Here is a 21,829-nt window from a genome sequence, read left to right as displayed (position 1 = left end):
TCTCTGGCATTGCAACACCTGAGAAGTGCGGGAATTGCCAGAGAAGTCTCGCCGTTTCGGCGATCTCCGGGGCCCGGCCGTAACATTTCTCCATGGAGATCCCGGAGAAGTTCGCGACGCTCGGCCTCACCTACGACGACGTACTCCTGATGCCTGGATACTCGGATCTGGCGCCGTCTGACATCGATACGACCTCCCGGCTGACCCGCGAGATCAACCTGCGGGTCCCGCTGATCTCCGCGGCGATGGACACCGTGACCGAGTCCCGGATGGCGATCGCGATGGCGCGCCAGGGCGGCATCGGGGTTCTCCACCGCAACCTGAGCATCGAGGATCAGGCCTACCAGGTCGACCTGGTCAAGCGCACCCAGACCGGGATCATCTCCAACCCGGTCACCATCGGCCCCGACGCGACGCTGGAGCAGCTCGACAAGCTCGCCGGCGAATACCGGATCTCCGGCTTCCCCGTCGTCGACGTCGACCAGAAGCTGATCGGCATCATCACCAACCGCGACCTCCGGTTCACCCCGGTCGCGGAGTGGGCGACCACGAAGGTCAACGAGGTGATGACCTCCAAGGATCTGATCACCGGTCCCGCCGAGATCTCGCGCGAAGAGGCCACCAAGCTGCTGCGTCAGCACAAGCTCGAGCGGCTTCCGCTGGTCGACACCGACGGCCGCATCACCGGCCTGATCACCGTCAAGGACTTCGTGAAGTCCGAGCAGTTCCCCGATGCCTCCAAGGACGCTCAGGGCCGGCTGCTCGTCGGCGCCGCGATCGGCTACTTCGGCGACGCCTGGGAGCGGGCCACCACCCTGATCGAGGCCGGTGTCGACGTGCTGGTCGCGGACACGGCTCACGGCAACGTACGCATGCTGATCGACATGGTCCGCCGCCTCAAGACCGACCCGGCCACCAAGCACGTCCAGGTCATCGGCGGCAACGTCGCCACCAAGGAAGGCGCGCAGAGCTTCGTCGACGCGGGCGCCGACGCGGTCAAGGTCGGGGTCGGCCCGGGCTCGATCTGCACCACCCGCGTCGTCACCGGCGTCGGTGTCCCGCAGATCTCCGCTGTCTACGAGGCATCGCTGGCCTGCAAGCCCGCCGGCGTTCCGGTGATCGCCGACGGCGGTCTGCGCTACTCCGGCGAGATCGGCAAGGCCATCGTCGCCGGCGCCGACACGGTGATGCTCGGCTCGATGCTCGCCGGCACCGAGGAGACCCCCGGTGACACGGTCCTGATCAACGGCAAGCAGTTCAAGGCCTACCGCGGCATGGGCTCCATGGGCGCGATGTCGAGCCGCGGCAAGAAGTCCTTCTCCAAGGACCGCTACTTCCAGGCCGAGGTCACCGACGACGACATGATCGTCCCCGAGGGTGTCGAGGGTCAGGTCGCCTACAAGGGCTCGCTGGCCACCGTCGCCCACCAGCTCACCGGCGGCCTGCACCAGACCATGTTCTACGTCGGCGCGCGCACCATCCCCGAGCTCCAGAGCCAGGGCCGCTTCATGCGGATCACCTCGGCCTCGCTCAAGGAGAGCCACCCGCACGACATCCAGGTCACCGCAGAGGCGCCCAACTACCACCTCTGAACCGCGTATCGAGAACTACGTCTCGCGCGACAACTTCATCACGAAGTGGTCTTTTCGGGCACGAATCCGGACCCGTCGGAGTTGAATCCCAGTGCTGTATCTGGGGCTTGCATTCTGAACCTTCCGGGAGGACCCATGACCGTCGTCGACACCGAGACCTTCGCCCAGGAGTGGGCGGCGTGGCACGAGGAGCACGAGAAGAGGCGAGCCTCGGCCCACGGGTTCCTCGCGATCACCTCGATCCGCTGGCTCGGCGAGGAGCCGGAGACGTACGACGACGTGCCCGGCGCCTGGTCGAGCGGCCCTGAGGGCATCGTGGTCTCGCTGGCCCCGGGCGAGTCGCTGACCGTCGACGGGGTCGAGGTCACCGGCCGGCACTCCTTCGGCGTCATCGACGAGCGCGGCGGGATCACCGCCGAGTTCGGCGACGCAGTCGTCGAGATCGCCAGGCGCGGCGGAAGCGACATGATCCGCCCCCGCCACCCCGACAACCCGGTCCTGACCGGCTACCGCGGGACCGAGGCGTACGCGCCGGACCCGCGCTGGGCCGTGCCCGGGCGCTTCGTCGCCTACGAGACGCCTGTGCCGACCACTGTGGGCTCGGTCGTCGACGGCCTCGAGCACGTCTACGAGGCCGTCGGCGAGATCGAGTTCGAGGTGGGCGGTGCCGTGCACAGCCTCATCGCCTTCCCCGGCTTCGCGCCCGGCTCTCTGCACGTGCTGTTCGTGGACGAGACCTCGGGAAAGACGACGTACGCCGCCAACCGCTCGCTCTCCGTCGGCGCTCCTGACGCGGATGGCAACGTGGTGATCGACTTCAACCGCGCGACCAACCTGCCGTGCGCCTACACCGACCACGCCACCTGCCCGCTCCCGCCGGCCGGCAACCGGCTCCCGGTCGCGGTCGAGGCGGGGGAGAAGATTCCCGCCTGACCGCGCGGTCAGGCGCGGCGGGGCAGCCCGACGGAAACCAACAGCGCCGCGACCAGGACGAGCACGGCGTTGACCGCGATCGCCACCTGGAGAGCCCCGAGCGAGGCGACTCCGCCGGCGGCGGTGGCGACGGTGGACATGATCGGGATGCCGAGCGCGATCGCGACCTGCTGGGTCATCATCGCCAGCCCGGTGGCCAGGCCCTGCTCGTGGTCGGGGAGCCCGGAGGTCGCCGCGACCATGAACCCGACGATCGCGGCGACGTGCCCGATGGCGCCGATGAAGTTCATCAGGCCGATGAACCACAGCCAGCCGACCGAGGGCCCGATCAGGACGAGCGCGCCGGTGGTGACCGCCTGGATCGCGAGTCCGCCCGCCACGGTGTTGCGTACGCCGAAGGCCTCGATCACCCGCGAGCCGACGGATCCGCCGATGATCGCCCCTGCCCCCATCGCGACGAGCATCAACCCGGTCTGCAGGGCGTCGAGGCCGAGGACGTGCTGCAGATACATCGTCAGTACGAAGACCAGCGACGACTCGAAGGCGAAGGTCGCGAAGCCGGCGATGTTGCCGAAGCCGATGGTGCGGCGGGTCAGGATCTGGAGCGGCACCAGCGGGTGCGGGTGCGTGGACTCGGCCCGCCAGAACACGACCAGCAGCACCACCGCGGCGCCGATCGACGCCAGCCCCCACACGTCGGCGATGCCCGCCTCGCCCAGCCGGGTCGCGCCGTAGACCAGTGCGAGCAGCCCGGACGTCACCAGCACAGCGCCCGGGAGGTCGAGCCGCGACCGCTCCCGGTCGGCGGAGTCACGCAGCACGAACGGCGCGACGGCGACCACCAGCAACGCGATCGGCACGTTGACCAGGAACGCCCAGCGCCACGACAGCAGATCGGTGAGTACGCCACCGAGCACCGCCCCGGCGGTGAACCCGGTCGACATCACCACGCTGTTCAGCCCCAGCGCACGCTGGCGCAGCGGCCCCTCCGGGAAGGAGACGGTGAGCAAGGAGAGCGCGGCCGGGGTGACCGCGGCGGTCGCGAGGCCCTGGGCGACGCGCGCGGTGAGCAGCAGCTCGGGTGAGGTGGCGACCCCGCCGAGCAGGGAGGCTGCGCCGAGCGCGACCATGCCGATCAGGAAGACCCGCCGCCGGCCGACGTAGTCGCCGATCCGGCCGAAGAGCAGCGTGAACCCGGCCGCGCACAGCGCGAAGGCGGTCGCGATCCACTGCACGTCGGCCTCGGCGAAGCCGAGGCTGGCGCCGACGGTCGGCAGCGCCACGTTGAGGATCGAGAAGTCGACGGTGAGGGTGAACTGGGAGGCGAGCAGCAGCAGGAGCACCAGCAGCTGTCCGCGGGTCATGGCGGCCGGGCGCACGGGCTCGGCCTGCTTGGTGAGGGTCATGACATCAACGCTCTGGCAGATGACGTACGCCAGCCAGACACCTGTCCTGCCACCCACCCGCGTGCCTGTCACTGACAGGGTCAGGAAGAAATCGCCGGCCGGCCGCACTATAGGAACCATGACGACCGAGCTCGGAGAGTTCCTGCGCAGCCGCCGGGCGGCGATCAGTCCCGAGGACGCCGGGCTGGTGTCCTACGGCGCCCGCCGCGTGCCCGGGCTCCGGCGTGAGGAGCTGGCGATGCTGGCCGGCGTCTCGCCGACCTACTACACCCGGCTCGAGCAGGCCGACCACCACAACGCCTCCGACTCGGTGATCGACTCGCTCGCCCGGGCACTGCGGCTGAGCGCGGAGGAGCACGACCACCTGCGCCGCCTGGCCCGTCCGGTCGAGACGGTCCCGGCGAGCGGTCGCCTCGAGGAGCCACGGCCGAGCGCGGTCGCAATGTTGATGGACTACCCCGGCCCGGCGCTCATCATCGACCACGCGAACTACGTGCTCGCCTGGAACGACCTCGGTCACCGCCTCTACGGTCACGGGCTGGACTTCGACGCCCCGTATGCGGGCCGTTCCCAACGACCCAACCTGGTCCGACGGTTCTTCCTCGAGCCTGCCGGGCCCGAGCTCTTCGTCGACCCCGAGGGCACTGCGTTGCAGATGGTCGGGTTCCTGCGCTACTCCTCGGGTCTGCACCCCGACGATCACATCCTCAGCTGCCTGGTCGGGGAGCTCGTCCAGCGCAGCGACCTGTTCGCCGAACTGTGGGCGGAGCATCCGGTGATGGACTGCGGCTACGGGATCAAGCGGCTGCGGCACCCGGTGGCGGGACGGATGGATCTGGAGTACGAGGCGATGGTGCTGCCCGAGACCAGCCAGCGGCTCGCGCTCTATCGGGCCGAGCCCGGCTCGCCCTCAGCGGCCGCGCTCGCCACGCTGGCCACGATGTCGTCGGTCGATCAGGTGGGCGGAAGCAGCGGTCGCGGCGGCAGCGGGGACGAGTAGACGACGCTGGTGGTGACGCTGCCGAGGGTGCCGATCCTGCCGCTGATCTGTTCCAGGTGCTTCATGGTGGTGGCGACGACCTTCATGATGAAGCAGTCGTCGCCGGTGACGTGGTGGGCCTCGATGACCTCGGGCAGGTCGGCGAGCAGCTTGTGGAGCGGGTCGTAGTTGCTGCTGGGATAGCGCAGGCGCAGGTAGGCCAGGATCGTGAAGCCGAGCCGCTCCGGGTCGACCTGGGCGCCGTAGCCGGAGATGACGCCGGACTCCTCGAGCCGACGCACCCGCTCGGCGGCGGCGCTGTGGCTCATGTTGATGTGCCGTGCGAGCTCGGCGATGCTCTGCCGTCCGTTGGCCTGGAGCGATTTCAGGATGGCCGTATCGACCTTGTCGGGCTCGAAAGGGAGATTCACGGGCACCTCGCAAGAATGCCATGAAATCGAAGGCGTTCCGGCCGAGATGCCGAGGAACGGACCTTCAGATGGGGTTCGGGCGTCAGTACGGTTCAGGCATGATCTTCCCCACCGTCTTCGTCGCTTCCGTCTCGCACTTCGCGAGCAAGCTCGCCTTCGAGACCGACGCCTCAGATGTGTACGCCGACCAGGCCGAAGGTGCCCGCTTCGTGCTGGTCGACTCCCGTGGAGAGGCCGCCTGGGTGCAGGGCCGCATCGTGGGGGCTCTCCACCTGCCGACCGCCGAGATTGCCACCCGCGCCACCGAGGAGATCCCCCTGGACATGCCCGTGGTGACGTACTGCTGGGGGCCGGGCTGCAACGGCGGGACCCGGGCAGCCCTGGAGTTCGCGAAGCTGGGATACCAGGTCAAGGAGATGATCGGCGGCTTCGAGTACTGGGCCCGCGAGGGCTATCCCGTCGAGGACGAGCGTGGCCCCGTGCTTCGCGCCAAGGACCCGCTGACGGCGCCGCTGGACACCATCTCCTGTGCCTGCTGACGATGTCTGGATCCGTCCTGTCCACGAGGGCGACCCGCCCGAGTTGGTCGAGCTGATCCGGGAGCACGCCTGCCGGTGACCGCACCGACCGGCTGAGCGCTCACAGGTCCTTCGCATACGTCGCCGGGGGAGCGCCCACGACGTCCCGGAACGTACGCACCAGATGGGCCTGGTCGCTGAAGTCGAGCTCCGCGGCGACCGCGGCCCAGTCGACCTCGCCGGAGTGGGCGCGGGCGGCGACCTCCAGTACGCGGAACCGCTGCACGACCCACTTCGGGCCGATCCCGACGTACTCGCTGAACAGGCGCTGCAGCGACCGCAGGCTCACCCCGGCACGGTCGGCGAGCTGCTCGGCCCGGGTGATCGAGCGGTCGTCCTCGGCGAGGGTCGCCCAGCGGCGTACGTCCTCGGCGACCGGGTCCGTGGGGAGGCCGACCTCGAGGAGGTAGGACTCCATCGCGGCGACCATCTCCGCCGGGTCCGTCGAGGTGAGGATCCGCTCGGCCGCCGGCCGGTCGTCGACGCCGAGCAGGTCCTGCGCGGGGACTACCTGGTCGGCGATCGCGCTGACCCGGCTGCCGAGCACCGGGCGGAAGAGACCGGGCAGGAACGAGAGGCCGAGCGTGTGGGCCCGGCCGGTCAGGTGCCGCATGAACGGCTTACGGCCGATCCCGTGCACCAGCAGCCGACCGTCCTCGGCGGCGACGTGGATCCGCGGCTGCGGGATGACCTGCTGGTCGTGCGGGTGCTCGAGCTCCCAGCCGACGTACCAGTGGTAGTCGACGTGTCCCGCCAGCGCCGGTGAGACCGCGAATCGCTCGGTGGTGATCGTCCGGGCCGCCGTCACCGGGCGCACGATCGCGTCGGGATAGCCCCTGCCCTGCGTGTCGTCGGCCATGCCGCCAACGATATGGCGCGTTCCTTCAATCCCGCGTCCCTGCTCCCGGAGCAGGCTGGGCCCATGAGCGAACAGAGCACCGACAAGACCTACGGCAACAAGGCGAGCACCACGATGACCGTCGCGCGCTGGCACGAGGCGGCCTACGTCGACATCGACGGCGAAGGCACCAAGATGGGCGACGACGTCTACATCCCCCACCGCGGCCTGACCACCGCCGAGACCGACTACACCTACGCCGGCGAGATCCAGGGCACGGGCGTCGCCCGGATGATCGGCGCCTACGGCAACCCTGCCGGCGGCGCGGTCTTCGAGGCGTACGAGCAGTTCACCGGCTCCATCGCCGGCCAGGAGGGCTCGTGCGTGTGGCGGATCAGCGGGACGTACGCCGATGCCACCGTCCGCTCCCACCTCACCGTCATCCCCGGTCTCGGTACCGGCGGCCTCGAAGGTCTCGTCGGCGAGGCCGACATGGTCCTCTCCGAGGAGGGTGGCGGCGAGGCGTACGGCTTCGCCCTCTCCTACGACTGGAGCTGAACTCGTCCCGCGTCGACCCGGGGGCGGGGGACGCGGGCGGCGGAGGACTGGCCGAGCCAGGAGGGCAGGGCGTGGCGTACCTCCTGGGCGGCGGCGATGGTGACCATCTCGGCTCGGAGCGCCATCGGCCAGGCGAGGTCGCCGCGCCAGATCTCGGTCAGCGTACGCAGGCTGGCGGTGAGCCGTGCGTCGACCTCGAACCCGGGGTCGAAGTCGCAGACCTCGACCTGGTCGGCGGCCACCATCAGCCACCAGCGGGCGACCTTGGGGTCGACGTCGGTGAGCCGGAACTCGACCACGGTGCGCTGCTCCGGCCACACGTCGATCGGGATCGTGCGGCGCATGTCCCACAGGAGCAGGTGGGGATCGAGGTCGGCCTGACCCAGTGAGCCGACCCAGCGCGCACCCCACTCGTTGAGCGCGGTGACGACCGTGGCGAGCTCCTGGCCGCTGGCGGTGAGGTGGTAGGAGGTCCGCTGCCCCTCGCCGCGCCGCTGGATGATGCCCGCCCGCTCCAGGGTCCGCAGGCGCTTGGAGAGCAGGGCGGGCGACATCTTGGGCACACCCCGGCGCAGCTCGTTGAAGTGGGTGCTGCCGAGCAGAAGCTCGCGTACGACGAGCAGCGTCCACCGCTCGTCGAGCACCTCCATGGCTTTCGCCATCGGACAGAACTGGCCGTACCCCGCCATTGGACCGCCTCCCCCTTGTGCAGCCCGAGATCCCTGTCCGTTCAGTAGACCGCTATCGACGACGGGCGGCAAGTACAGATAAGGAACTATCCGGGGCGGCGGCGCGGGGGCGATGCTGGAGGCTCCAGACCTTCTCTCGGGTCAGACGTCCGTGGAGGAAGCCATGACCGCAACACCCGTCCAGCCAGACCTGAAGGCCCGCCACCGCGCGATGTGGGGCCTCGGGAACTATGCCCGGGTCGCCGACGAGCTCATCCCCGAGCTCGGCCAGGTGATCGTCGAGGCCTGCGAGATCGGGCCGGGCGACCGCGTACTCGACATCGCCGCCGGCACCGGGAACGCCGCCATCCCCGCCGCCCTCGCCGGTGCGGTGGTGACCGCGAGCGACCTGACGCCCGAGCTGCTCGAGATCGGCCAGGCCCGGGCATCTGGTGAAACAGGTGCGGACGCGATCACGTGGCGCGTCGCCGATGCCGAGAAGCTGCCGTTCGACGACGCCGCCTTCGACGTCGTGATGTCCTGCGTCGGCATCATGTTCGCGCCCTTTCACGAGAAGGCCGCAGCCGAGCTGCTCCGGGTCGTACGGCGCGGCGGCCGGATCGGCCTGGTCAGCTGGACGCCGGAGGGCTTCATCGGCCAGATGTTCGCGACGATGAAGCCGTTCATGCCGCCTCCGCCGGAGGGCGCACAGCCGCCTCCGCGGTGGGGCGACGAGACCTACGTGCGGGGGCTTCTGGGTGAGAGCGTGACCTCCGTCCGGGCCGAGAAGCGAATGGTCGCCATCGACTCGTTCGAGACCGGCGCGGAGTTCCGTGACTTCTTCAAGGCCTGCTACGGGCCGACGATCGTCGCCTATCGCGGGATCGCCGGCGACGAGGACCGGACCGCCGACCTCGACGCCGCGCTCGCCGACCTGGGGGACCGCTACGTCGCGGCCGGGGTGATGAAGTGGGAGTACCTGCTGCTGACCGCTGTGCGTAGCTAGCCGGCTCGGTGCGTGTGGCCTTTCCGATCTCGATCCGGTCCCGTGGAACAATCCGTCATGTGACTGAGATCGAGATCGGCCGGGCCAAGCGAGCACGACGGGCGTACGCCTTCGACGACGTGGCGATCGTGCCGTCCCGGCGCACCCGTGACACCACCGAGGTGAGCACCGACTGGCAGATCGACGCCTACCGCTTCGACATCCCGCTGATCGCCGCGCCGATGGACTCGGTGATGTCGCCCTCGACCGCGATCGCGATGGGCAAGCTCGGCGGCCTCGGGGTGCTCAACCTCGAGGGCGTGTGGACCCGGTACGACGACCCGCAGCCGCTGCTCGACGAGCTGGCCGAGCTGAGCGGTGTCGACGCGACCCGGCGTCTGCAGGAGATCTACGAGGCCCCGATCCGGGCCGAGCTGATCACCGAGCGGCTGCGTGAGGTGCGCGCCTCGGGCGTCACCGTGGCCGGGGCGCTGTCTCCGCAGCGTACGAAGGAGTTCGCCAAGGCCGTCGTCGACGCCGGCGTCGACCTCTTCGTCATCCGCGGCACCACGGTCTCGGCCGAGCACGTCTCCTCGCAGGCCGAGCCGCTCAACCTCAAGGAGTTCATCTACGAGCTCGACGTGCCGGTGATCGTGGGCGGGTGCGCGACCTACCAGGCCGCGCTCCACCTGATGCGCACCGGTGCGGCCGGCGTCCTGGTCGGCTTCGGCGGCGGTGCTGCCCACACGACCCGGACCGTGCTCGGCGTGGCCGTGCCGATGGCCTCCGCGGTGGCCGACGTCGCCGCCGCGCGGCGCGACTACCTGGACGAGTCCGGTGGCCGCTACGTCCACGTCATCGCTGACGGCGCCGTCGGCCGCTCCGGCGACATCGCCAAGGCGATCGCCTGCGGTGCCGACGCGGTCATGGTCGGTAGCCCGTTCGCGCGGGCGACGGATGCCCCCGGCAAGGGATTCCACTGGGGCAACGAGGCCCACCACGCCGACCTGCCCCGCGGCGAGCGCGTCGCCTTCGAGCCCGTCGGCACCTTCGAGGAGGTCCTCTTCGGTCCTTCGCACGTCGCCAACGGCACCATGAACCTCGTCGGCGCCCTCAAGCGCGCCATGGCCACCACCGGCTACACCGACCTCAAGGAGTTCCAGCGGATCGAGGTCGTCGTCGGCTGACGAAACGACAGTTTCGTCACCCACAACTGCTTTCTCGGCACAGTCTCGGCCGTCGGCGGCTGGCTGACAGGCCNCTCCGGGGGCGAAGCTACCCTCGGAGTCCGACCTGGTCGCCACCTACGGGGTGTCGCGCACCGTGGCGCGCGAGGCGGTCACCCGCCTGCGCGCCGAGGGCCTGGTCGAGACCTTCCAGGGGCGCGGCTCCTACGTCCTGGCGGTGCCGGAGCCCTCGCCGTTCGCGCTGGAGTCCTCCGCGATCCGCACCCAGCACGACGTGGTCGACATGGTCGACTTCCGGCTCGGCGTCGAGTGTGAGGCGGCGGCCCTGGCCGCCGCCCATCTCGACGAGCAGGGCTCGGGGGCGATCGAGGCGGCGCTCGCCGCGCTGGCCACCGCGCATCCCGACGGAGCGGTGGAGGCCGACTTCGCCTTCCACCGCGCCGTCGCGGCCGCGACCGGCAACCGCTTCTACCTCGACCTGATGGACTCGCTGGGCCCGATGATGATCATGCTGCCCCGCACCCGGCTCGGTGACGCGTACTCGCCCAGCGACGCGCTCCACGTCGAGCGGGTGCAGCGCGAGCACGACAACATCGCCGCCGCGATCCTCGCCGGTGACGCCGACACCGCCCGGGCCGCGATGCGGGTGCATCTCGGCAGCACCCGCCGGCGCCTGCTGAGCAGCTGAGCTACCTCTGGTGCTCCCCGAGCGGAGTGAAGCAGAACTTCCCGCCCGCGAGCCGCTCCTCGGGCCCCTGCGGGCCGTCGTCGATCGCGTCGCCGAGCAGCTCGGCGGCGTAGACCTCGGAGTCGTCCTTCGGGTGGTAGCCGATCGCCTCACCCTCGGCCAGCGACCACCAGCGCCGGGTGTTGCGGGAGATGCCCCACACCACCCGGAAGCCGGGCTCGGGAGTGGCCAGGCACGCCTCGAGGAGCCGGGCACCGTCGTCGGGCGACATCCACGTCCACAGCGAGCGGCGGTCCCAGGGCTTCTCGAAGCACGAGCCGATCCGCAGCGCGGTCACGTCGATGCCGTAGCGGTCGTGGAAGAGGCTGCCGAGCGCCTCCATCGCGACCTTGCTGACCCCGTAGTAGGTGTCCGGTCGCGGGAAGGCGTCGGCGGCCAGACCCTCGGCGGGTCCCTCGGAGCGCACCGTGTCGAGGTCGTAGAAGCCGGCCGCGTGGTTGCTCGAGGCGAGCACCACGCGTTCCACCCCGGCGTCCCGGGCGGCTTCCAGGACCACCCGGGTGCCGTCGATGTTGGCCGAGAGGATGTCGTTCCACGGGGCCTCGACGCTGATGCCGCCGAGATGGATGATCGCCTCCACGCCCTCGGAGGCGGCGCGCATCGCCGCCTCGTCGGTCACCGAGGCCTCGATGACCTCGACGGCCTCGCCCGCGGCGGGGTCCTCGGGACGTACGACATCGAGGAGGCGAAGCACCCGGCCCTCGCGGGCCAGGCGCGTACGCATCAGCCGGCCGACGCCGCCGCTGGCCCCAGTGATCAGGACAGTCTGCGTCATGCGGTCCGCAGCTCCTCGACGGCGGTGATGTACTCACCCAGGTCGGCGCCGTGCTTGTCGATGACGGACCTCGTCGCCTCGCGCCACGGGGCGAGGTCGCTGATCTCGTTGATCGTGACGCCCTCACCGCGCAGCTTCTCCAGGTCGGCCCCGACCTGGGCGTCCCACTTCTCACGCTGGAACGGGGCGGCCTCGTCGGCGGCCTTCTGGAGCGCCTCCTGGTCCTTGGAATCGAGCCCGTCCCAGGTGTCCTTGTTGATGAGGAGCACCTCGGCGACGCGCATGTGCCGGTCGAGGGTGTAGTTCTTCGCCACCTCGTAGTGGGACGCGGAGTAGTAGGACGGCTCGTTGTTCTCGGCACCGTCGAGCAGCCCGCTCTGCAGCGAGCTGTAGACCTCGCCGTAGTCCATCGGGGTGGGGGAGCCGCCGAGAGCCTTGATGAAGTCGATCTGCACCTGCGACTCCTGGACCCGGATCTTGAGTCCCTTGACGTCCGCCGGCGCCTTGACCGGCTTCTTCGAGGTGTAGAAGCTGCGGGCGCCGGGGTCGAAGTAGCCCAGACCCTTGAAACCGGCACCGTCGGCCTCGCCGAGCAGCTTCTTGCCGCTCTCGCTCTCGAGGAAGCGCCACAGGTGGTCGGCGTCGTCGAAGAGGTACGGCAGGCTGAACAGCCCCATCGCGGGCACGAACTCGCCCATCGGGGCCGAGCTGATCCGGGTCATCTCGATCGACCCCATCTGCACCTGCTCGATCGCGTCGGACTCCTCGCCGAGCTGGGCGTTGGGGTAGACCTGGATCTTGATCCGGCCGTCGCTGTACTTCTCGGCCAGCTCGGCGAACTTCTTGTCGCCCAGCGTGGTCGGGTAGTCGTCGGGGTGGGTCTCGGCCAGCTTGAAGGTCTTCGAGCCGCCACCTCCACCGCCGCTGCCGGCGAGAGACCCGCCGCCACACGCGCTGAGGGCCAGGCCGCCGGCGACCGCTGCGGCACCGAAGGCGCCGGCCTTGAACAGGGAGCGCCGGGCAACCGGCTTGGGGGATGTGGTGTTCACGGTTGGTTCCTTTCGAGTGGTGTGACTACCTGGCCGACTCACTGACCCAGGGCATCGGGGAGGGCGAGGGAGAAGAACGGGACGTAGGTGATCAGCAGCAGGACGATGAGCATCGGGATGAGGAAGAGGCCGACCATCTTGATGACCTTCTCGATGGACGTACGTCCGATGGCACAGCCGACGAAGAGGACGTTGCCGACCGGCGGCGTGATCAGGCCGATGGCCAGGTTGAAGACGAGCATGATCCCGAACTGGACCGGATCCATGCCGAGCCCCGTGGCGACCGGCAGCAGGATCGGCGTCATGATCACAATGAGCGGGGCCATGTCCATGATCGCGCCGAGCACGAGCAGCAGCAGATTGATCAGCAGCAGGACCACGACGATGTTGTCGGAGATGCCGAGGAGGGCGTCGGTGGCCAGCGCCGGCACCTGCAGGAAGGCCAGGAAGTAGCCGAAGGCACCCGCCGCCCCGATGATGAACAGCACCACGCCGAGCGTGCGCAGGGCGCTCTGCAGGATCGGGATCATCGCCTTGAGCGGCAGGTCGCGGTAGACGAAGAAGGTCAGGATGAAGGCGTACAGGCAGGCGATCGCCGCCGACTCGGTCGCGGTGAAGATGCCGCTGAGGATGCCGCCCAGGATGATCACCGGCATCAGCAGGCTGAGCAGGCCCTCGGCGACGATCTTCGGTACGTCCTTGAGCGGGACCAGCTCCTCCTTCGGGTAGCCGCGTTTGACCGCCACGATGTAGGCCATCACCATCAGCGACGCGCCGAGCAGCAGACCGGGGATGACGCCTGCGGTGAACAGGGCACCGATCGAGACGCCGCCCGCGGCCATCGAGTAGATGATCAGGTTGTGGCTCGGCGGGATCATGACCGCCTGGGTGGCGCCGGAGACGGTGACGGCGACCGCGTAGTCGGTGTCGTAGCCGCGCTTCTTCATCATCGGGATCGTCACCGACCCGATCGCGGAGACGTCCGCGACCGAGGAGCCGGACAGGGCGCCGAAGAAGGTGCTGGCGCCGATGTTGACCATCCCGAGGCCGCCGCGGACCCAGCCGACGAGCAGCCCGGCCAGGGCGATCAGGCGGCGGGAGATGCCGCCCGTGCCCATGATCTCGCCGCCGAGGATGAAGAACGGGATGGCCAGCAGGGCGAAGGTGTCGAGACCGGCGACCATCCGCTGGCCGACGGTGGTCAGCGGGAGGCCGATGTAGAGGGCCTCGAAGATGGCGGCCAGGGCGAGAGCGAGGGCGACCGGGACGCGGAGCAGGACGAGGACGGCGAAGCCACCCAGCAGGATGGCGATGGCGAGTGGATCGACGGGCATGGGGGAGTCCTTCGACTTTCGGCGGCTCAGCCGAGCTCGGCTGCATCGTCAGGCTCGGCGTACCGCTGGGTACTGATGCCGAAGGCCTGGAGGACGGTGTAGAGGAGGATCATGGCGCCGGTGACCGGCATCATGAGGTAGAGGACGCTGCGGGGGAGCCCGGTGCCGGCCAGGGTCGCCGTCTGGGCGTCGATGACGAACTGGCTTCCCTGGACGACGAGGAAGAGCCCGAAGGCGAGCAGCAGCACCTGGACGAACCGGTCGATCACCGCCTGGAGCGTCGCCGGGAACTTGTCCACCAGGAAGGTGACCGCGATGTGGGCGCCCTCGCGGAAGCCGATCGCGGCGCCGAGGAAGCCGATCCAGACCAGCAGGATGCGGGCGGTCTCCTCGCTCCAGCTGGGGGAGTTGCTCAGCAGCTCACGGCTGAACACCTGCCACAGCACGATGAGGAGCGTGGCGACCAGGCACAGGATGCAGAAGGCCTCGAAGACCGTGTCGACCGCGCGCCAGGCGCGCTTGAGCGTTCCGTTCTCGTTGCGGGTGTTCATACCGTCATTCCGTCCTCGTCGCGGCGATGGAGACCTTGGTCGCCTCGGCGAGCAGGTGCTGCCTGTCCGCACCCGCCAGACCGAGGTGGTAGAGGTGGATCTGGTCGATCCCGGCATCGACCAGCGCCCGCACATGGCCACCGAAGGCGTCCTCGGTGGTGGGCGGGAGAACGGTGACGTACGCAGCGGCCGCTGCCTTTCCGGAGACCGCCTCGACGAGCCGGCGCCCGGTCTCCACCGAGGCCTCGGTGGTCGGCCAGCAGAAGGAGACGACCAGGTCGACGTCGTCGGCCGTGGTCGGGGTCAGGCCCGGGCTGGCTCCGGTGGCCCAGGGGTCGGGCTGGGCGTGCAGGGCGATCTCGACGACCTCGGGAGCGGCCTCGCGGACGGCCGCGATCACCCGGTGGCGGAGCTCGTCGGCCGCGGCGTGCCGGGAGGCGAGGATCGTCTCCAGGGTCGTCGCCTCCACCATCGCGCCGGCGGCGTCGGCACCTGTCGCGGCACGCAGGGCCGCCACCGTTGCCTCGACATCGAGCCCGCGGCCGGCCCAGTCCTCGCAGCAGCCTGCGCAGCAGCAGATCGAGAGCAGCTGCTGGGTGGCGGCGTCGTAGGCGCCGTCGGTCTTCTCGTGGTGCCCGCCGTGGCCGAAGCCGAGCTGGCCGCACGCCTCCAGGATGGCCGTGCTGGTCGGGGTGTCGCGTACGGCCTCGGCGGCCAGAGTCTCCGCGTAGCGGCGGACGTCCTCGTGGCGGGCGCACAGGGCGTAGGGGTAGCGCTCGCCCCAGCAGTTGACGACCGCGAGGTCCGGATTGGCCTCACCGAGGAGCGTGGAGTGGGTCAGCACGATCCAGGCGGCGACCTCGAACCCCGCCTCGGTGAGGATGGTGGCGGCTTCGCCGTACGGGTCGTCTGCGGCGACCCAGGTCGCGGCGGGCGGCACCAGCCGGGCGCCGGCCCAGGCCCCGGCCCGCACCGGGCGGTAGAGCGCCGCGCTGCGGGCCTCGACGATCCGGTGCTCGGGGTGGAGCGGGGTCGCGGCGCGGGTGGTGTGGTAGGCCGCGGCGAGGGCGACCTTCGTGACTCCGAGGCCTCGGGCGCGATCGACGAAGGTCGGATCGCCGATCACGTCCCAGGGGTATGCATATCCGACGACCGGGACGGTGCCGGTCCTTCCCGAGTCGGTCTGTGTCACCGGTGCCTGCTCCTGCCAGCCGTGTCCGAGGGCGGAGCCGAGTGTGGCCCCGGTCACAGGAGACTGTCAGGATGCGCGATTCGTGTCCAAGCCACTTATCGCATCAGACGATACCCCGAAGGTATCGACTGACCCGTCACCAGCGCGAGGTCACCAGCGCGAGGTGTTCGGTGTGAAATCCGGCTCGAACGAACGCATGTAGACGGTGTCCTCCCGGCGGCGCACGCCGCAGCTCAGGTACTGCTCGTGCAGCTCGCCGAGCAGGTCACGATCGAGCTCTACGCCCAGGCCCGGACCCGTCGGCACCGTGATCGCGCCGTCTTTGAAGTCGAGCACTCCGGGGCGTACGACGTCCTGGGTCTTCCAGGGGTAATGGGTGTCGCAGGCGTAGGTCAGGTTGGGGGTCGCGGCGGCCAGGTGGACCATCGCAGCCAGGGAGACGCCGAGGTGGGAGTTGCTGTGCATCGACAGGCCCAGCCCGAAGGTGTCGGTGATGCCGCCCAGCAGCGCCGACTGGCGCAGCCCGCCCCACAGGTGATGGTCGGAGAGCACGATCTGGACCGCGTCGGCCGCGATCGCCGGCTTGAGGTGCTCGAAGGCGATCACGCACATGTTGGTGGCCAGAGGTACGTCGGTGCGGGCCGAGACCTGTGCCATCCCCTCGATCCCGGGAGTGGGGTCCTCGAGATACTCCACGACGCCGGCCAGCCGCTCGGCTACCTTGACCGAGGTCTCCGGCGTCCAGGCGCCGTTGGGGTCCAGCCGCAGCGGCAGGTCGGGGAAGGCCTCGCGCAGCGCCTCGATCGCGGTGCACTCCTCGTCGGGATGGAACACCCCGCCCTTCAGCTTGAGCGAGCCGAAGCCCCAGCCCTCGACCAGCCGCTTCGCCTGCGCGACGATCTGCTCGGGGTTCAGCGCCTCGCCCCACTCGTCGTCGGGCTGGCCGGGGTGACCGGCCCATTTGTAGAACATGTAGCCGCTGAACGGCACCCGGTCGCGCACCGCGCCGCCGAGCAGGTCGCTCACCGGGCGGCCCGCCTCGCGGGCGACCAGGTCGAGGCAGGCGACCTCGAAGGGGGAGTAGACGGTGTCGACCGCGGAGGAGACGTCGAGCATGCCGCCGAAGGAGGCGCCCGCCCCGCCGGTCTCCTTGCCGAGTACGTCGACGACGAGCCGTCGCAGGCCGTGGGTGTCGTAGGGGTCGGCACCCGGGAGCGCCTGGGCGACGGCGTCGAGCCGGGCGAGATGGGTCTCGTCGGCGTACGTCTCGCCGAGGCCGACCAGGCCGGTGTCGGTGTGGAGCTCGACGATCGCGCGCAGCGCCCATGGCTGGTGCACGCCGACCACGTTGAGCAGCGGCGGGTCCGCGAACGCGACCGGGGTGACGACGACCTTCGAGATGCGGCTGGCGCTGGTCATGCGGTCGGCTTCACGGCGAGGACCGGCACGCCGGCGTCGAGCAGGATGCGCTGGGCGTCGCTGCCCAGCAGCGCCTTGCCGACCGGCGAGCGGCGGCGCAGCCCGATCACGATCAGCCGGGCACCGGTCGAGGCGACCAGGTTGTCGAACGTCTCCACGACGTCGGCGCCGTGCGTGGTGTGGTCGACGCGGGCGCTCACCCCGGCCTCGGCGGCGCGGGCGACGAGCTTCGCGGCCGCGGCCTCGTCGACGAGGTCGGCGTCCACGGTGGCACCGCGGCGCGGGCTGTTGACGATGACGACGTCGTCGCCGCGGGCAGCCGCCTCGGCCAGGCCGGCCTCGAGGGCCGCCTCACCTACCGGTGTGGGTACGTAGCCGATCAGGATGGTCATTGGTGTGCCTCTCTCAGCGGGTCGGGGTGTCGACGTCGTCGCGCTCGGCCGGGGCCGCGGTGACGGTGGCGGCCCTGCGCCGGCCCAGGATCGCCTTGGCGGCGGGCCAGAGGGCGACCAGGACGAAGGCGGCCAGGATGGTGCCCGAGATCGGGCGGGTGAAGAACCCGGTCGGGTCACCGTCGAAGATCAGCATCGAGCGGCGTACGCCGTCCTCCACGATCGAGCCGAGGACGAAGGCGAGCACCAACGGACCGGGCTCGAAGCCGACCTTCTTCATCAGGTAGCCGATCAGGCCGAAGACGATCATCACGAAGATGTCGAAGGTGGAGTTGTTGATCGTGTAGACGCCCAGGATCGTGATCAGCGCGGTGATCGGGGCCAGGATCGCCGGGCGCACCCGCAGGATGCGTACGAAGATGCCGACCAGCGGGATGCTCAGGATCAGCAGGATCAGGTTGCCGATGTACATCGAGTTGATGACGCCCCAGAACAGGTCGGGGCGCTCCTCGACCAGCTGCGGGCCCGGCGAGATGCCGAGGATGAGCAGGGCGCCGAAGAGCATCGCCATCGACGCGTTGGCCGGGATGCCGAGGGTCAGCAGCGGGATGAACGAGGAGGTCGCGGCGGCGTTGTTGGCGCTCTCGGGAGCCGCGACGCCCTCGATGGCACCGCGCCCGAAGCGCTCGGGGTGCTTCGAGACCCGCTTCTCCGTGGCGTACGCGGCCAGGGAGGCCATCACCGCGCCACCACCGGGCAGCACGCCCAGCACGAAGCCGATCAGCGAGCCCCTGCCGATCGCGCCGGAGGACTGCTTGAGGTCCTTGCGGGAGGGCCAGATGTTGGCGACCACGGCGGGCACGTGCGGCTTCCCGTGCCGCTCCTCGAGGTTGTAGAGGATCTCGCCGACGCCGAAGAGACCCATCGCGACGACCACGAAGTCGATGCCCTCGGTCAGCTGCAGGCTGCCGAAGGTGAAGCGCTCGGCGCCGCTGAAGCTGTCGCGGCCGATCGTGGCCAGCAGGAGGCCGAACGCGGCGGCGATCATGGCCTTGAGCTTGTTGCCGTTGCCGATGGTGGCGACCAGCAGGACGCCCAGCAGGGCCAGGGCCGCGTACTCCGGGTCGCCGAAGTTGAGCGCCCAGCCGGCGATCAGCGGGGCCACCAGAGTCAGGCCGAGGATGGAGACGGTCGCGCCGACGAAGGAGCCGATCGCGGCGATGCCGAGGGCGGTGCCGGCCTTTCCCTGCTTGGCGAGGGCGAAGCCGTCGAAGACTGTGACGACCGATGAGGCCTCACCCGGTAGCCGGAGCAGCACCGAGGTGATCGTGCCGCCGTACTGGGCGCCGTAGTAGATGCCCGCCAGCATGATGATCGCGGAGACCGGGTCGATGCTGTAGGTGATCGGCAGCAGGATGGCGATCGTGGCCGCCGGCCCGAGGCCGGGGAGTACGCCGATCAGCATGCCGATGAGCACGCCGATCAGGCAGTAGAGCAGATTCTGCGGTTCGGTGACGAGCCCGAAGCCGTCGAGGAATGCGTTGACGTCCACTGAGGGCTCCGCTCAGAACAGGTGGGGCAGCGGGATGCGCAGCCCGTAGAGGAACAGGAAGTAGAACGCGGCGACGGTGACGACCGACGTGATGATCGTGCTGCGCCAGGACTCGCCGCCGAGGAATCTCAGCCAGACGACGCACAGCAGCAGCGAGGGGATCTCGAAGCCGATCACGGGCAGCAGCAGGGCCAGCACGATGAAGGTGACCAGGCCGACCGCGGGGAGGATGCTGGAGCGGGTGAACTTCTCGCTGTCGGTCAGCCTGCGGCCGACGACGAGCAGCGCCACGGACATCAGGGTGATGGCGATGCTGACCACGAACGGCCACAGGCCGGGCCCCGGCTGGCGCAGCGAACCCAGGCCGTAGCCGTAGGAGAGGACCGCGCCGCCGATGCCGACGACGAGAGCGACGAGCGCACCCACCACCTGGTAGACCGGTCCGCCGGCCGGAGGTCGTTCCTCCTCCAGCTCATGGGCCACCTCGGCCTGGATCTCGGCCAGGATGTCCTGGTCAGGAGAGGGGGTACGTTCGTCGCTCATCGTCTTGCCTTCGTCGTGTGTGGCGGGGGTCAGCTCGCGCCGAGGTTGAGACCGTACTGCTCGACCAGGTCGGCGAACCGCTTCTTGTCCTCCTCGAGCTGGGTCACCACCTCGTCGCCCGAGATCTCCATCGGGGTGAGGCTGTTCTGCTTGTTGAAGGCCTGGTACTCCTCGGTCTTGAACGTCGCCTGCATCGCCTCGGTGATGGCGTCCTTGACCTCGTCCGGGGTGCCCTTCGGGACGGTCATGAAGCGGTACTGCGCGACCTCGACGTCGAGGCCCTGCTCCTTGGCGGTCGGGACGTCCGGCAGGTAGTCGACCCGCTCGGGACCGAAGACGCTCAGCGGGGTCAGCTTGCCGGACTCGATGTTCTCGATCGCCTCGCCGACCTGGATGCAGGCGGTGTCGACCTGGTTTCCGAGCACCGCGGTCAGGGCCGGGGCGCCGCCGTCGAACGGCACGGCCTCGGCGTCGACGCCGGCCGAGGCGTACGTCAGGCCGCAGGAGAGCTGCGCGCCCGTGCCGACGCCGGTGGTTCCGTAGGTGACCTTCTTCTTCGCGGCCTTGATGTCGTCGAGCGTCTTGAAGCCGCTCTTCGGGCCGGTGACCATGACGTAGTCGTCGCGGGAGACGCCCTGGACGACGTCGAAGTCGCCGAGGTCGGTGACCTCGTCCTCGCTGACCGCCAGCGGCGTGATGGCGAAGAGCGACGCGTTCTGGATGGCGATGGTCTGGCCGTCGGGCTTGGCCTTGGCGACCTTGTTGGCGGCGAGCGCGCCGTTGGCGCCCTCCAGGTTGATCACCGGGAAGGAGGCGTCGAGCTCGTCGGAGAGGCCCTTGGAGACGGCCCGGCTGATCAGGTCGCTGGAGCCGCCGGCCGAGGCACCGACGTACATCTCGACGTTGCCGGCGGGATACTCCTCGCCGTCTCCGCTACCTCCGGTGGTGTTCGAGACACCGCAGGCGGAGAGGGCCAGGGCCGCGACGCCGGTGGTCGCGGCGAGAAGGTGGGTGGTGGTTCGCATCGTTGCTCTCCTAGGTCCTGGTGGCCGGGCTCGTTTGTCGCATGGGTCGGCCCGACGTCGTGTGACCACCGACACTAAGAGTCTTAGCGATACCGGTCCAAGCCCGATTCGGCATAGAGTGTTCCACCTGGTGCATCGTGGTCTACTCTGGCCAGATGATCACGCTCGACCAGGTGCGTTCCTTCGTGGCGGTGGCCGAGGAGCTCCACTTCGGCCGGGCTGCCGAACGGCTGCGGATGACGCAGCCGCCGCTGTCGCGACAGATCCAGAAGCTGGAGAAGGCCGTCGGTGCACAGCTGCTCGAGCGGGACAACCGCCGGGTCGCTCTCACCGGCGCCGGAGCGGCCTTCCTCGACGAGGCCTATCGGATGCTCAACCTGGTCGAGAGCGCCGGTGACCTGGCCCGTCGGGTGGACGCGGGCGCCGCCGGCGTGGTCCGGCTCGGCTTCACCGCGGTCTCCGCGATCTCGATCCTGGGACCCCTGCTGCGCCGCCTCACCGTAGAGCTCCCAGACGTGGAGGTGCGGCTCTCCGAGCGGGTCACCCTGGCCCAGGTCGACGGCATCCGCCACGGCGAGATCGACATCGGCCTGGCCCGCCCGCCCTTCGACACCGAGCTGCTCTCCTCGAGAGTCATCTCCCGCGAACCGCTGATGGCCGTGCTCCCGCAGGGCCATCCCCTGGCTGAGATCGACCGACCGCTGACCCCGCAGGACTTCGAGGGCCAACCCGTCATCGGCTACCACCCGCAGCAGTCCCGCTACTTCCACGAGCTCTCCGTACGCTTCCTGGCCAACGCCCACCCCCGCATCGAGCAGCGCGTGCACCAGGTCCTCACCGCCATGCTCCTGGTCTCCGCCGAGCGGGGCGTCGGCTTCGTCCCGGTCTCGGCCAGCTCGCTGCACGTCGAAGGCGTCGTCTTCCGTCCCATCGAGCACGGCGGCGGCGACACCCGTCTCGACAAGGACCCCGAGCGCCCCGTCGAGCTCCATGCCATCTGGGCGCGGGGCTCTGTCAGTCCGGTCGTACGCCGGGTTCTCGACGCGATCATCGAGATGAGTCGGTAGGTCCTACGGGGCTGGGGCCGCCGCCAG

23 protein-coding genes and 1 pseudogene are annotated in these 21,829 nt (G+C 69.7%); 10 read left to right on the top strand and 14 right to left on the bottom strand.

Features of this window, described 5'->3' with window-relative positions:
* The first annotated feature begins 92 nt into the window (after positions 1–92).
* Both guaB and ACFX43_RS22395 read left to right on the top strand, forming a co-directional pair.
* A complete protein-coding gene (gene guaB / locus ACFX43_RS22400) occupies positions 93–1,592 on the top strand; it encodes an IMP dehydrogenase (protein WP_378835047.1) in 1,500 nt (499 codons plus the stop codon).
* 135 nt (positions 1,593–1,727) lie between these two features.
* Positions 1,728–2,525: a DUF1684 domain-containing protein gene (locus tag ACFX43_RS22395; RefSeq protein WP_378835043.1), complete on the top strand. Its 798-nt coding sequence runs from the start codon at positions 1,728–1,730 to the stop codon at positions 2,523–2,525.
* A gap of 8 nt (positions 2,526–2,533) precedes the next feature.
* On the opposite strand, the gene ACFX43_RS22390 is transcribed toward ACFX43_RS22395, so the two are convergent.
* A complete protein-coding gene (locus ACFX43_RS22390) occupies positions 2,534–3,931 on the bottom strand; it encodes an MFS transporter (RefSeq protein ID WP_378835039.1) in 1,398 nt (465 codons plus the stop codon).
* Between the two features lie 118 nt (positions 3,932–4,049).
* Between ACFX43_RS22390 and ACFX43_RS22385 the strand changes: the two genes are divergently transcribed.
* Positions 4,050–4,931, top strand: a complete 882-nt coding sequence (locus tag ACFX43_RS22385; protein ID WP_378835036.1) for a helix-turn-helix transcriptional regulator — start codon at positions 4,050–4,052, stop codon at positions 4,929–4,931.
* Here the strand turns inward: ACFX43_RS22385 and ACFX43_RS22380 are convergent.
* Positions 4,886–5,341, bottom strand: a complete 456-nt coding sequence (locus ACFX43_RS22380; protein WP_378835033.1) for an Lrp/AsnC family transcriptional regulator — start codon at positions 5,339–5,341, stop codon at positions 4,886–4,888. The genes ACFX43_RS22385 and ACFX43_RS22380 overlap by 46 nt on opposite strands.
* Positions 5,342–5,439: 98 nt before the next feature.
* Here ACFX43_RS22380 and ACFX43_RS22375 point away from each other — a divergent pair, with 98 nt between their 5' ends.
* The gene (locus ACFX43_RS22375) at positions 5,440–5,880 is read left to right on the top strand and encodes a rhodanese-like domain-containing protein (protein ID WP_378835030.1); all 441 of its coding nucleotides are present in this window, start codon (positions 5,440–5,442) and stop codon (positions 5,878–5,880) included.
* 100 nt (positions 5,881–5,980) lie between these two features.
* Here ACFX43_RS22375 and ACFX43_RS22370 read toward each other — a convergent pair whose 3' ends face one another.
* The gene (locus tag ACFX43_RS22370; RefSeq protein ID WP_378835027.1) at positions 5,981–6,778 is read right to left on the bottom strand and encodes a helix-turn-helix domain-containing protein; all 798 of its coding nucleotides are present in this window, start codon (positions 6,776–6,778) and stop codon (positions 5,981–5,983) included.
* A 63-nt stretch (positions 6,779–6,841) separates the two neighbouring features.
* On the opposite strand from ACFX43_RS22370, the gene ACFX43_RS22365 reads away from it, so the two are divergent.
* Complete coding sequence (locus tag ACFX43_RS22365; protein ID WP_378835024.1) at positions 6,842–7,315, top strand: DUF3224 domain-containing protein; 474 nt, start codon at positions 6,842–6,844, stop codon at positions 7,313–7,315.
* Here the strand turns inward: ACFX43_RS22365 and ACFX43_RS22360 are convergent.
* On the bottom strand, positions 7,300–7,965 hold the full coding sequence (locus ACFX43_RS22360; RefSeq protein ID WP_378835021.1) for a winged helix-turn-helix transcriptional regulator: 666 nt from the start codon (positions 7,963–7,965) through the stop codon (positions 7,300–7,302). The genes ACFX43_RS22365 and ACFX43_RS22360 overlap by 16 nt on opposite strands.
* Positions 7,966–8,167: 202 nt before the next feature.
* Here ACFX43_RS22360 and ACFX43_RS22355 point away from each other — a divergent pair, with 202 nt between their 5' ends.
* The 4 genes and pseudogenes from ACFX43_RS22355 to ACFX43_RS22340 all read left to right on the top strand — a co-directional run bounded on the left by ACFX43_RS22355 (position 8,168) and on the right by ACFX43_RS22340 (position 10,843).
* Complete coding sequence (locus ACFX43_RS22355) at positions 8,168–8,989, top strand: class I SAM-dependent methyltransferase (protein ID WP_378835018.1); 822 nt, start codon at positions 8,168–8,170, stop codon at positions 8,987–8,989.
* 59 nt (positions 8,990–9,048) lie between these two features.
* A complete protein-coding gene (locus ACFX43_RS22350; RefSeq protein ID WP_091051839.1) occupies positions 9,049–10,155 on the top strand; it encodes a GuaB3 family IMP dehydrogenase-related protein in 1,107 nt (368 codons plus the stop codon).
* An 85-nt stretch (positions 10,156–10,240) separates the two neighbouring features.
* Positions 10,241–10,354 (top strand): annotated as a pseudogene (locus ACFX43_RS22345) (GntR family transcriptional regulator); the annotation flags it as partial.
* Positions 10,355–10,438: 84 nt separating this feature from the next.
* Positions 10,439–10,843, top strand: a complete 405-nt coding sequence (locus tag ACFX43_RS22340) for a FadR/GntR family transcriptional regulator (RefSeq protein WP_378841073.1) — start codon at positions 10,439–10,441, stop codon at positions 10,841–10,843.
* Between the two features lies 1 nt (position 10,844).
* On the opposite strand, the gene ACFX43_RS22335 is transcribed toward ACFX43_RS22340, so the two are convergent.
* The 10 genes from ACFX43_RS22335 to ACFX43_RS22290 form a co-directional block, all read right to left on the bottom strand.
* Complete coding sequence (locus ACFX43_RS22335; protein WP_378835009.1) at positions 10,845–11,678, bottom strand: NAD-dependent epimerase/dehydratase family protein; 834 nt, start codon at positions 11,676–11,678, stop codon at positions 10,845–10,847.
* Positions 11,675–12,727, bottom strand: a complete 1,053-nt coding sequence (locus tag ACFX43_RS22330) for a TRAP transporter substrate-binding protein (protein ID WP_378835006.1) — start codon at positions 12,725–12,727, stop codon at positions 11,675–11,677. Before ACFX43_RS22330 ends, ACFX43_RS22335 begins: the two co-directional genes overlap by 4 nt.
* A gap of 38 nt (positions 12,728–12,765) precedes the next feature.
* Entirely contained in the window at positions 12,766–14,061 is a 1,296-nt protein-coding gene (locus ACFX43_RS22325; protein WP_378835003.1) for a TRAP transporter large permease, read from the bottom strand.
* 26 nt (positions 14,062–14,087) lie between these two features.
* Positions 14,088–14,612: a TRAP transporter small permease gene (locus ACFX43_RS22320; protein ID WP_378834999.1), complete on the bottom strand. Its 525-nt coding sequence runs from the start codon at positions 14,610–14,612 to the stop codon at positions 14,088–14,090.
* 4 nt (positions 14,613–14,616) lie between these two features.
* Positions 14,617–15,804 (bottom strand): hypothetical protein, encoded by a 1,188-nt coding sequence (locus ACFX43_RS22315; protein ID WP_378834995.1) that lies wholly within the window; start codon positions 15,802–15,804, stop codon positions 14,617–14,619.
* Between the two features lie 150 nt (positions 15,805–15,954).
* Entirely contained in the window at positions 15,955–17,223 is a 1,269-nt protein-coding gene (locus tag ACFX43_RS22310; protein WP_378834993.1) for a glucarate dehydratase family protein, read from the bottom strand.
* Positions 17,220–17,615: a universal stress protein gene (locus tag ACFX43_RS22305; protein WP_355018872.1), complete on the bottom strand. Its 396-nt coding sequence runs from the start codon at positions 17,613–17,615 to the stop codon at positions 17,220–17,222. Before ACFX43_RS22305 ends, ACFX43_RS22310 begins: the two co-directional genes overlap by 4 nt.
* A 13-nt stretch (positions 17,616–17,628) precedes the next feature.
* On the bottom strand, positions 17,629–19,167 hold the full coding sequence (locus ACFX43_RS22300; RefSeq protein ID WP_378834989.1) for a tripartite tricarboxylate transporter permease: 1,539 nt from the start codon (positions 19,165–19,167) through the stop codon (positions 17,629–17,631).
* 12 nt (positions 19,168–19,179) lie between these two features.
* Entirely contained in the window at positions 19,180–19,710 is a 531-nt protein-coding gene (locus tag ACFX43_RS22295) for a tripartite tricarboxylate transporter TctB family protein (protein ID WP_378834986.1), read from the bottom strand.
* A gap of 29 nt (positions 19,711–19,739) precedes the next feature.
* Positions 19,740–20,735 (bottom strand): Bug family tripartite tricarboxylate transporter substrate binding protein, encoded by a 996-nt coding sequence (locus ACFX43_RS22290; RefSeq protein ID WP_378834983.1) that lies wholly within the window; start codon positions 20,733–20,735, stop codon positions 19,740–19,742.
* 155 nt (positions 20,736–20,890) lie between these two features.
* On the opposite strand from ACFX43_RS22290, the gene ACFX43_RS22285 reads away from it, so the two are divergent.
* Positions 20,891–21,802, top strand: coding sequence for a LysR family transcriptional regulator (locus tag ACFX43_RS22285; RefSeq protein ID WP_378834979.1), 912 nt, complete (start codon positions 20,891–20,893; stop codon positions 21,800–21,802).
* Positions 21,803–21,829 lie beyond the last annotated feature (27 nt).

It is taken from the genome of Nocardioides sp. YIM B13467 (assembly GCF_042788075.1).
Taxonomy (GTDB): domain Bacteria; phylum Actinomycetota; class Actinomycetes; order Propionibacteriales; family Nocardioidaceae; genus Nocardioides.
The sequence above is the reverse complement of the archived record's forward strand: the minus strand, read 5'-3'. Positions and strand labels throughout refer to the sequence as shown.

Bases quoted from the DNA above. Each gene is read 5' to 3' on its own strand.
- guaB (WP_378835047.1), top strand. From the start codon at position 93: ATGGAGATCCCGGAGAAGTTCGCGACGCTCGGCCTCACCTACGACGAC.
- ACFX43_RS22395 (WP_378835043.1), top strand. From the start codon at position 1,728: ATGACCGTCGTCGACACCGAGACCTTCGCCCAGGAGTGGGCGGCGTGG.
- ACFX43_RS22390 (WP_378835039.1), bottom strand. From the start codon at position 3,931: ATGACCCTCACCAAGCAGGCCGAGCCCGTGCGCCCGGCCGCCATGACC.
- ACFX43_RS22385 (WP_378835036.1), top strand. From the start codon at position 4,050: ATGACGACCGAGCTCGGAGAGTTCCTGCGCAGCCGCCGGGCGGCGATC.
- ACFX43_RS22375 (WP_378835030.1), top strand. From the start codon at position 5,440: ATGATCTTCCCCACCGTCTTCGTCGCTTCCGTCTCGCACTTCGCGAGC.
- ACFX43_RS22370 (WP_378835027.1), bottom strand. From the start codon at position 6,778: ATGGCCGACGACACGCAGGGCAGGGGCTATCCCGACGCGATCGTGCGC.
- ACFX43_RS22365 (WP_378835024.1), top strand. From the start codon at position 6,842: ATGAGCGAACAGAGCACCGACAAGACCTACGGCAACAAGGCGAGCACC.
- ACFX43_RS22360 (WP_378835021.1), bottom strand. From the start codon at position 7,965: ATGGAGGTGCTCGACGAGCGGTGGACGCTGCTCGTCGTACGCGAGCTT.
- ACFX43_RS22355 (WP_378835018.1), top strand. From the start codon at position 8,168: ATGACCGCAACACCCGTCCAGCCAGACCTGAAGGCCCGCCACCGCGCG.
- ACFX43_RS22340 (WP_378841073.1), top strand. From the start codon at position 10,439: ATGGTCGACTTCCGGCTCGGCGTCGAGTGTGAGGCGGCGGCCCTGGCC.
- ACFX43_RS22335 (WP_378835009.1), bottom strand. From the start codon at position 11,678: ATGACGCAGACTGTCCTGATCACTGGGGCCAGCGGCGGCGTCGGCCGG.
- ACFX43_RS22325 (WP_378835003.1), bottom strand. From the start codon at position 14,061: ATGCCCGTCGATCCACTCGCCATCGCCATCCTGCTGGGTGGCTTCGCC.
- ACFX43_RS22320 (WP_378834999.1), bottom strand. From the start codon at position 14,612: ATGAACACCCGCAACGAGAACGGAACGCTCAAGCGCGCCTGGCGCGCG.
- ACFX43_RS22310 (WP_378834993.1), bottom strand. From the start codon at position 17,223: ATGACCAGCGCCAGCCGCATCTCGAAGGTCGTCGTCACCCCGGTCGCG.
- ACFX43_RS22305 (WP_355018872.1), bottom strand. From the start codon at position 17,615: ATGACCATCCTGATCGGCTACGTACCCACACCGGTAGGTGAGGCGGCC.
- ACFX43_RS22295 (WP_378834986.1), bottom strand. From the start codon at position 19,710: ATGAGCGACGAACGTACCCCCTCTCCTGACCAGGACATCCTGGCCGAG.
- ACFX43_RS22290 (WP_378834983.1), bottom strand. From the start codon at position 20,735: ATGCGAACCACCACCCACCTTCTCGCCGCGACCACCGGCGTCGCGGCC.
- ACFX43_RS22285 (WP_378834979.1), top strand. From the start codon at position 20,891: ATGATCACGCTCGACCAGGTGCGTTCCTTCGTGGCGGTGGCCGAGGAG.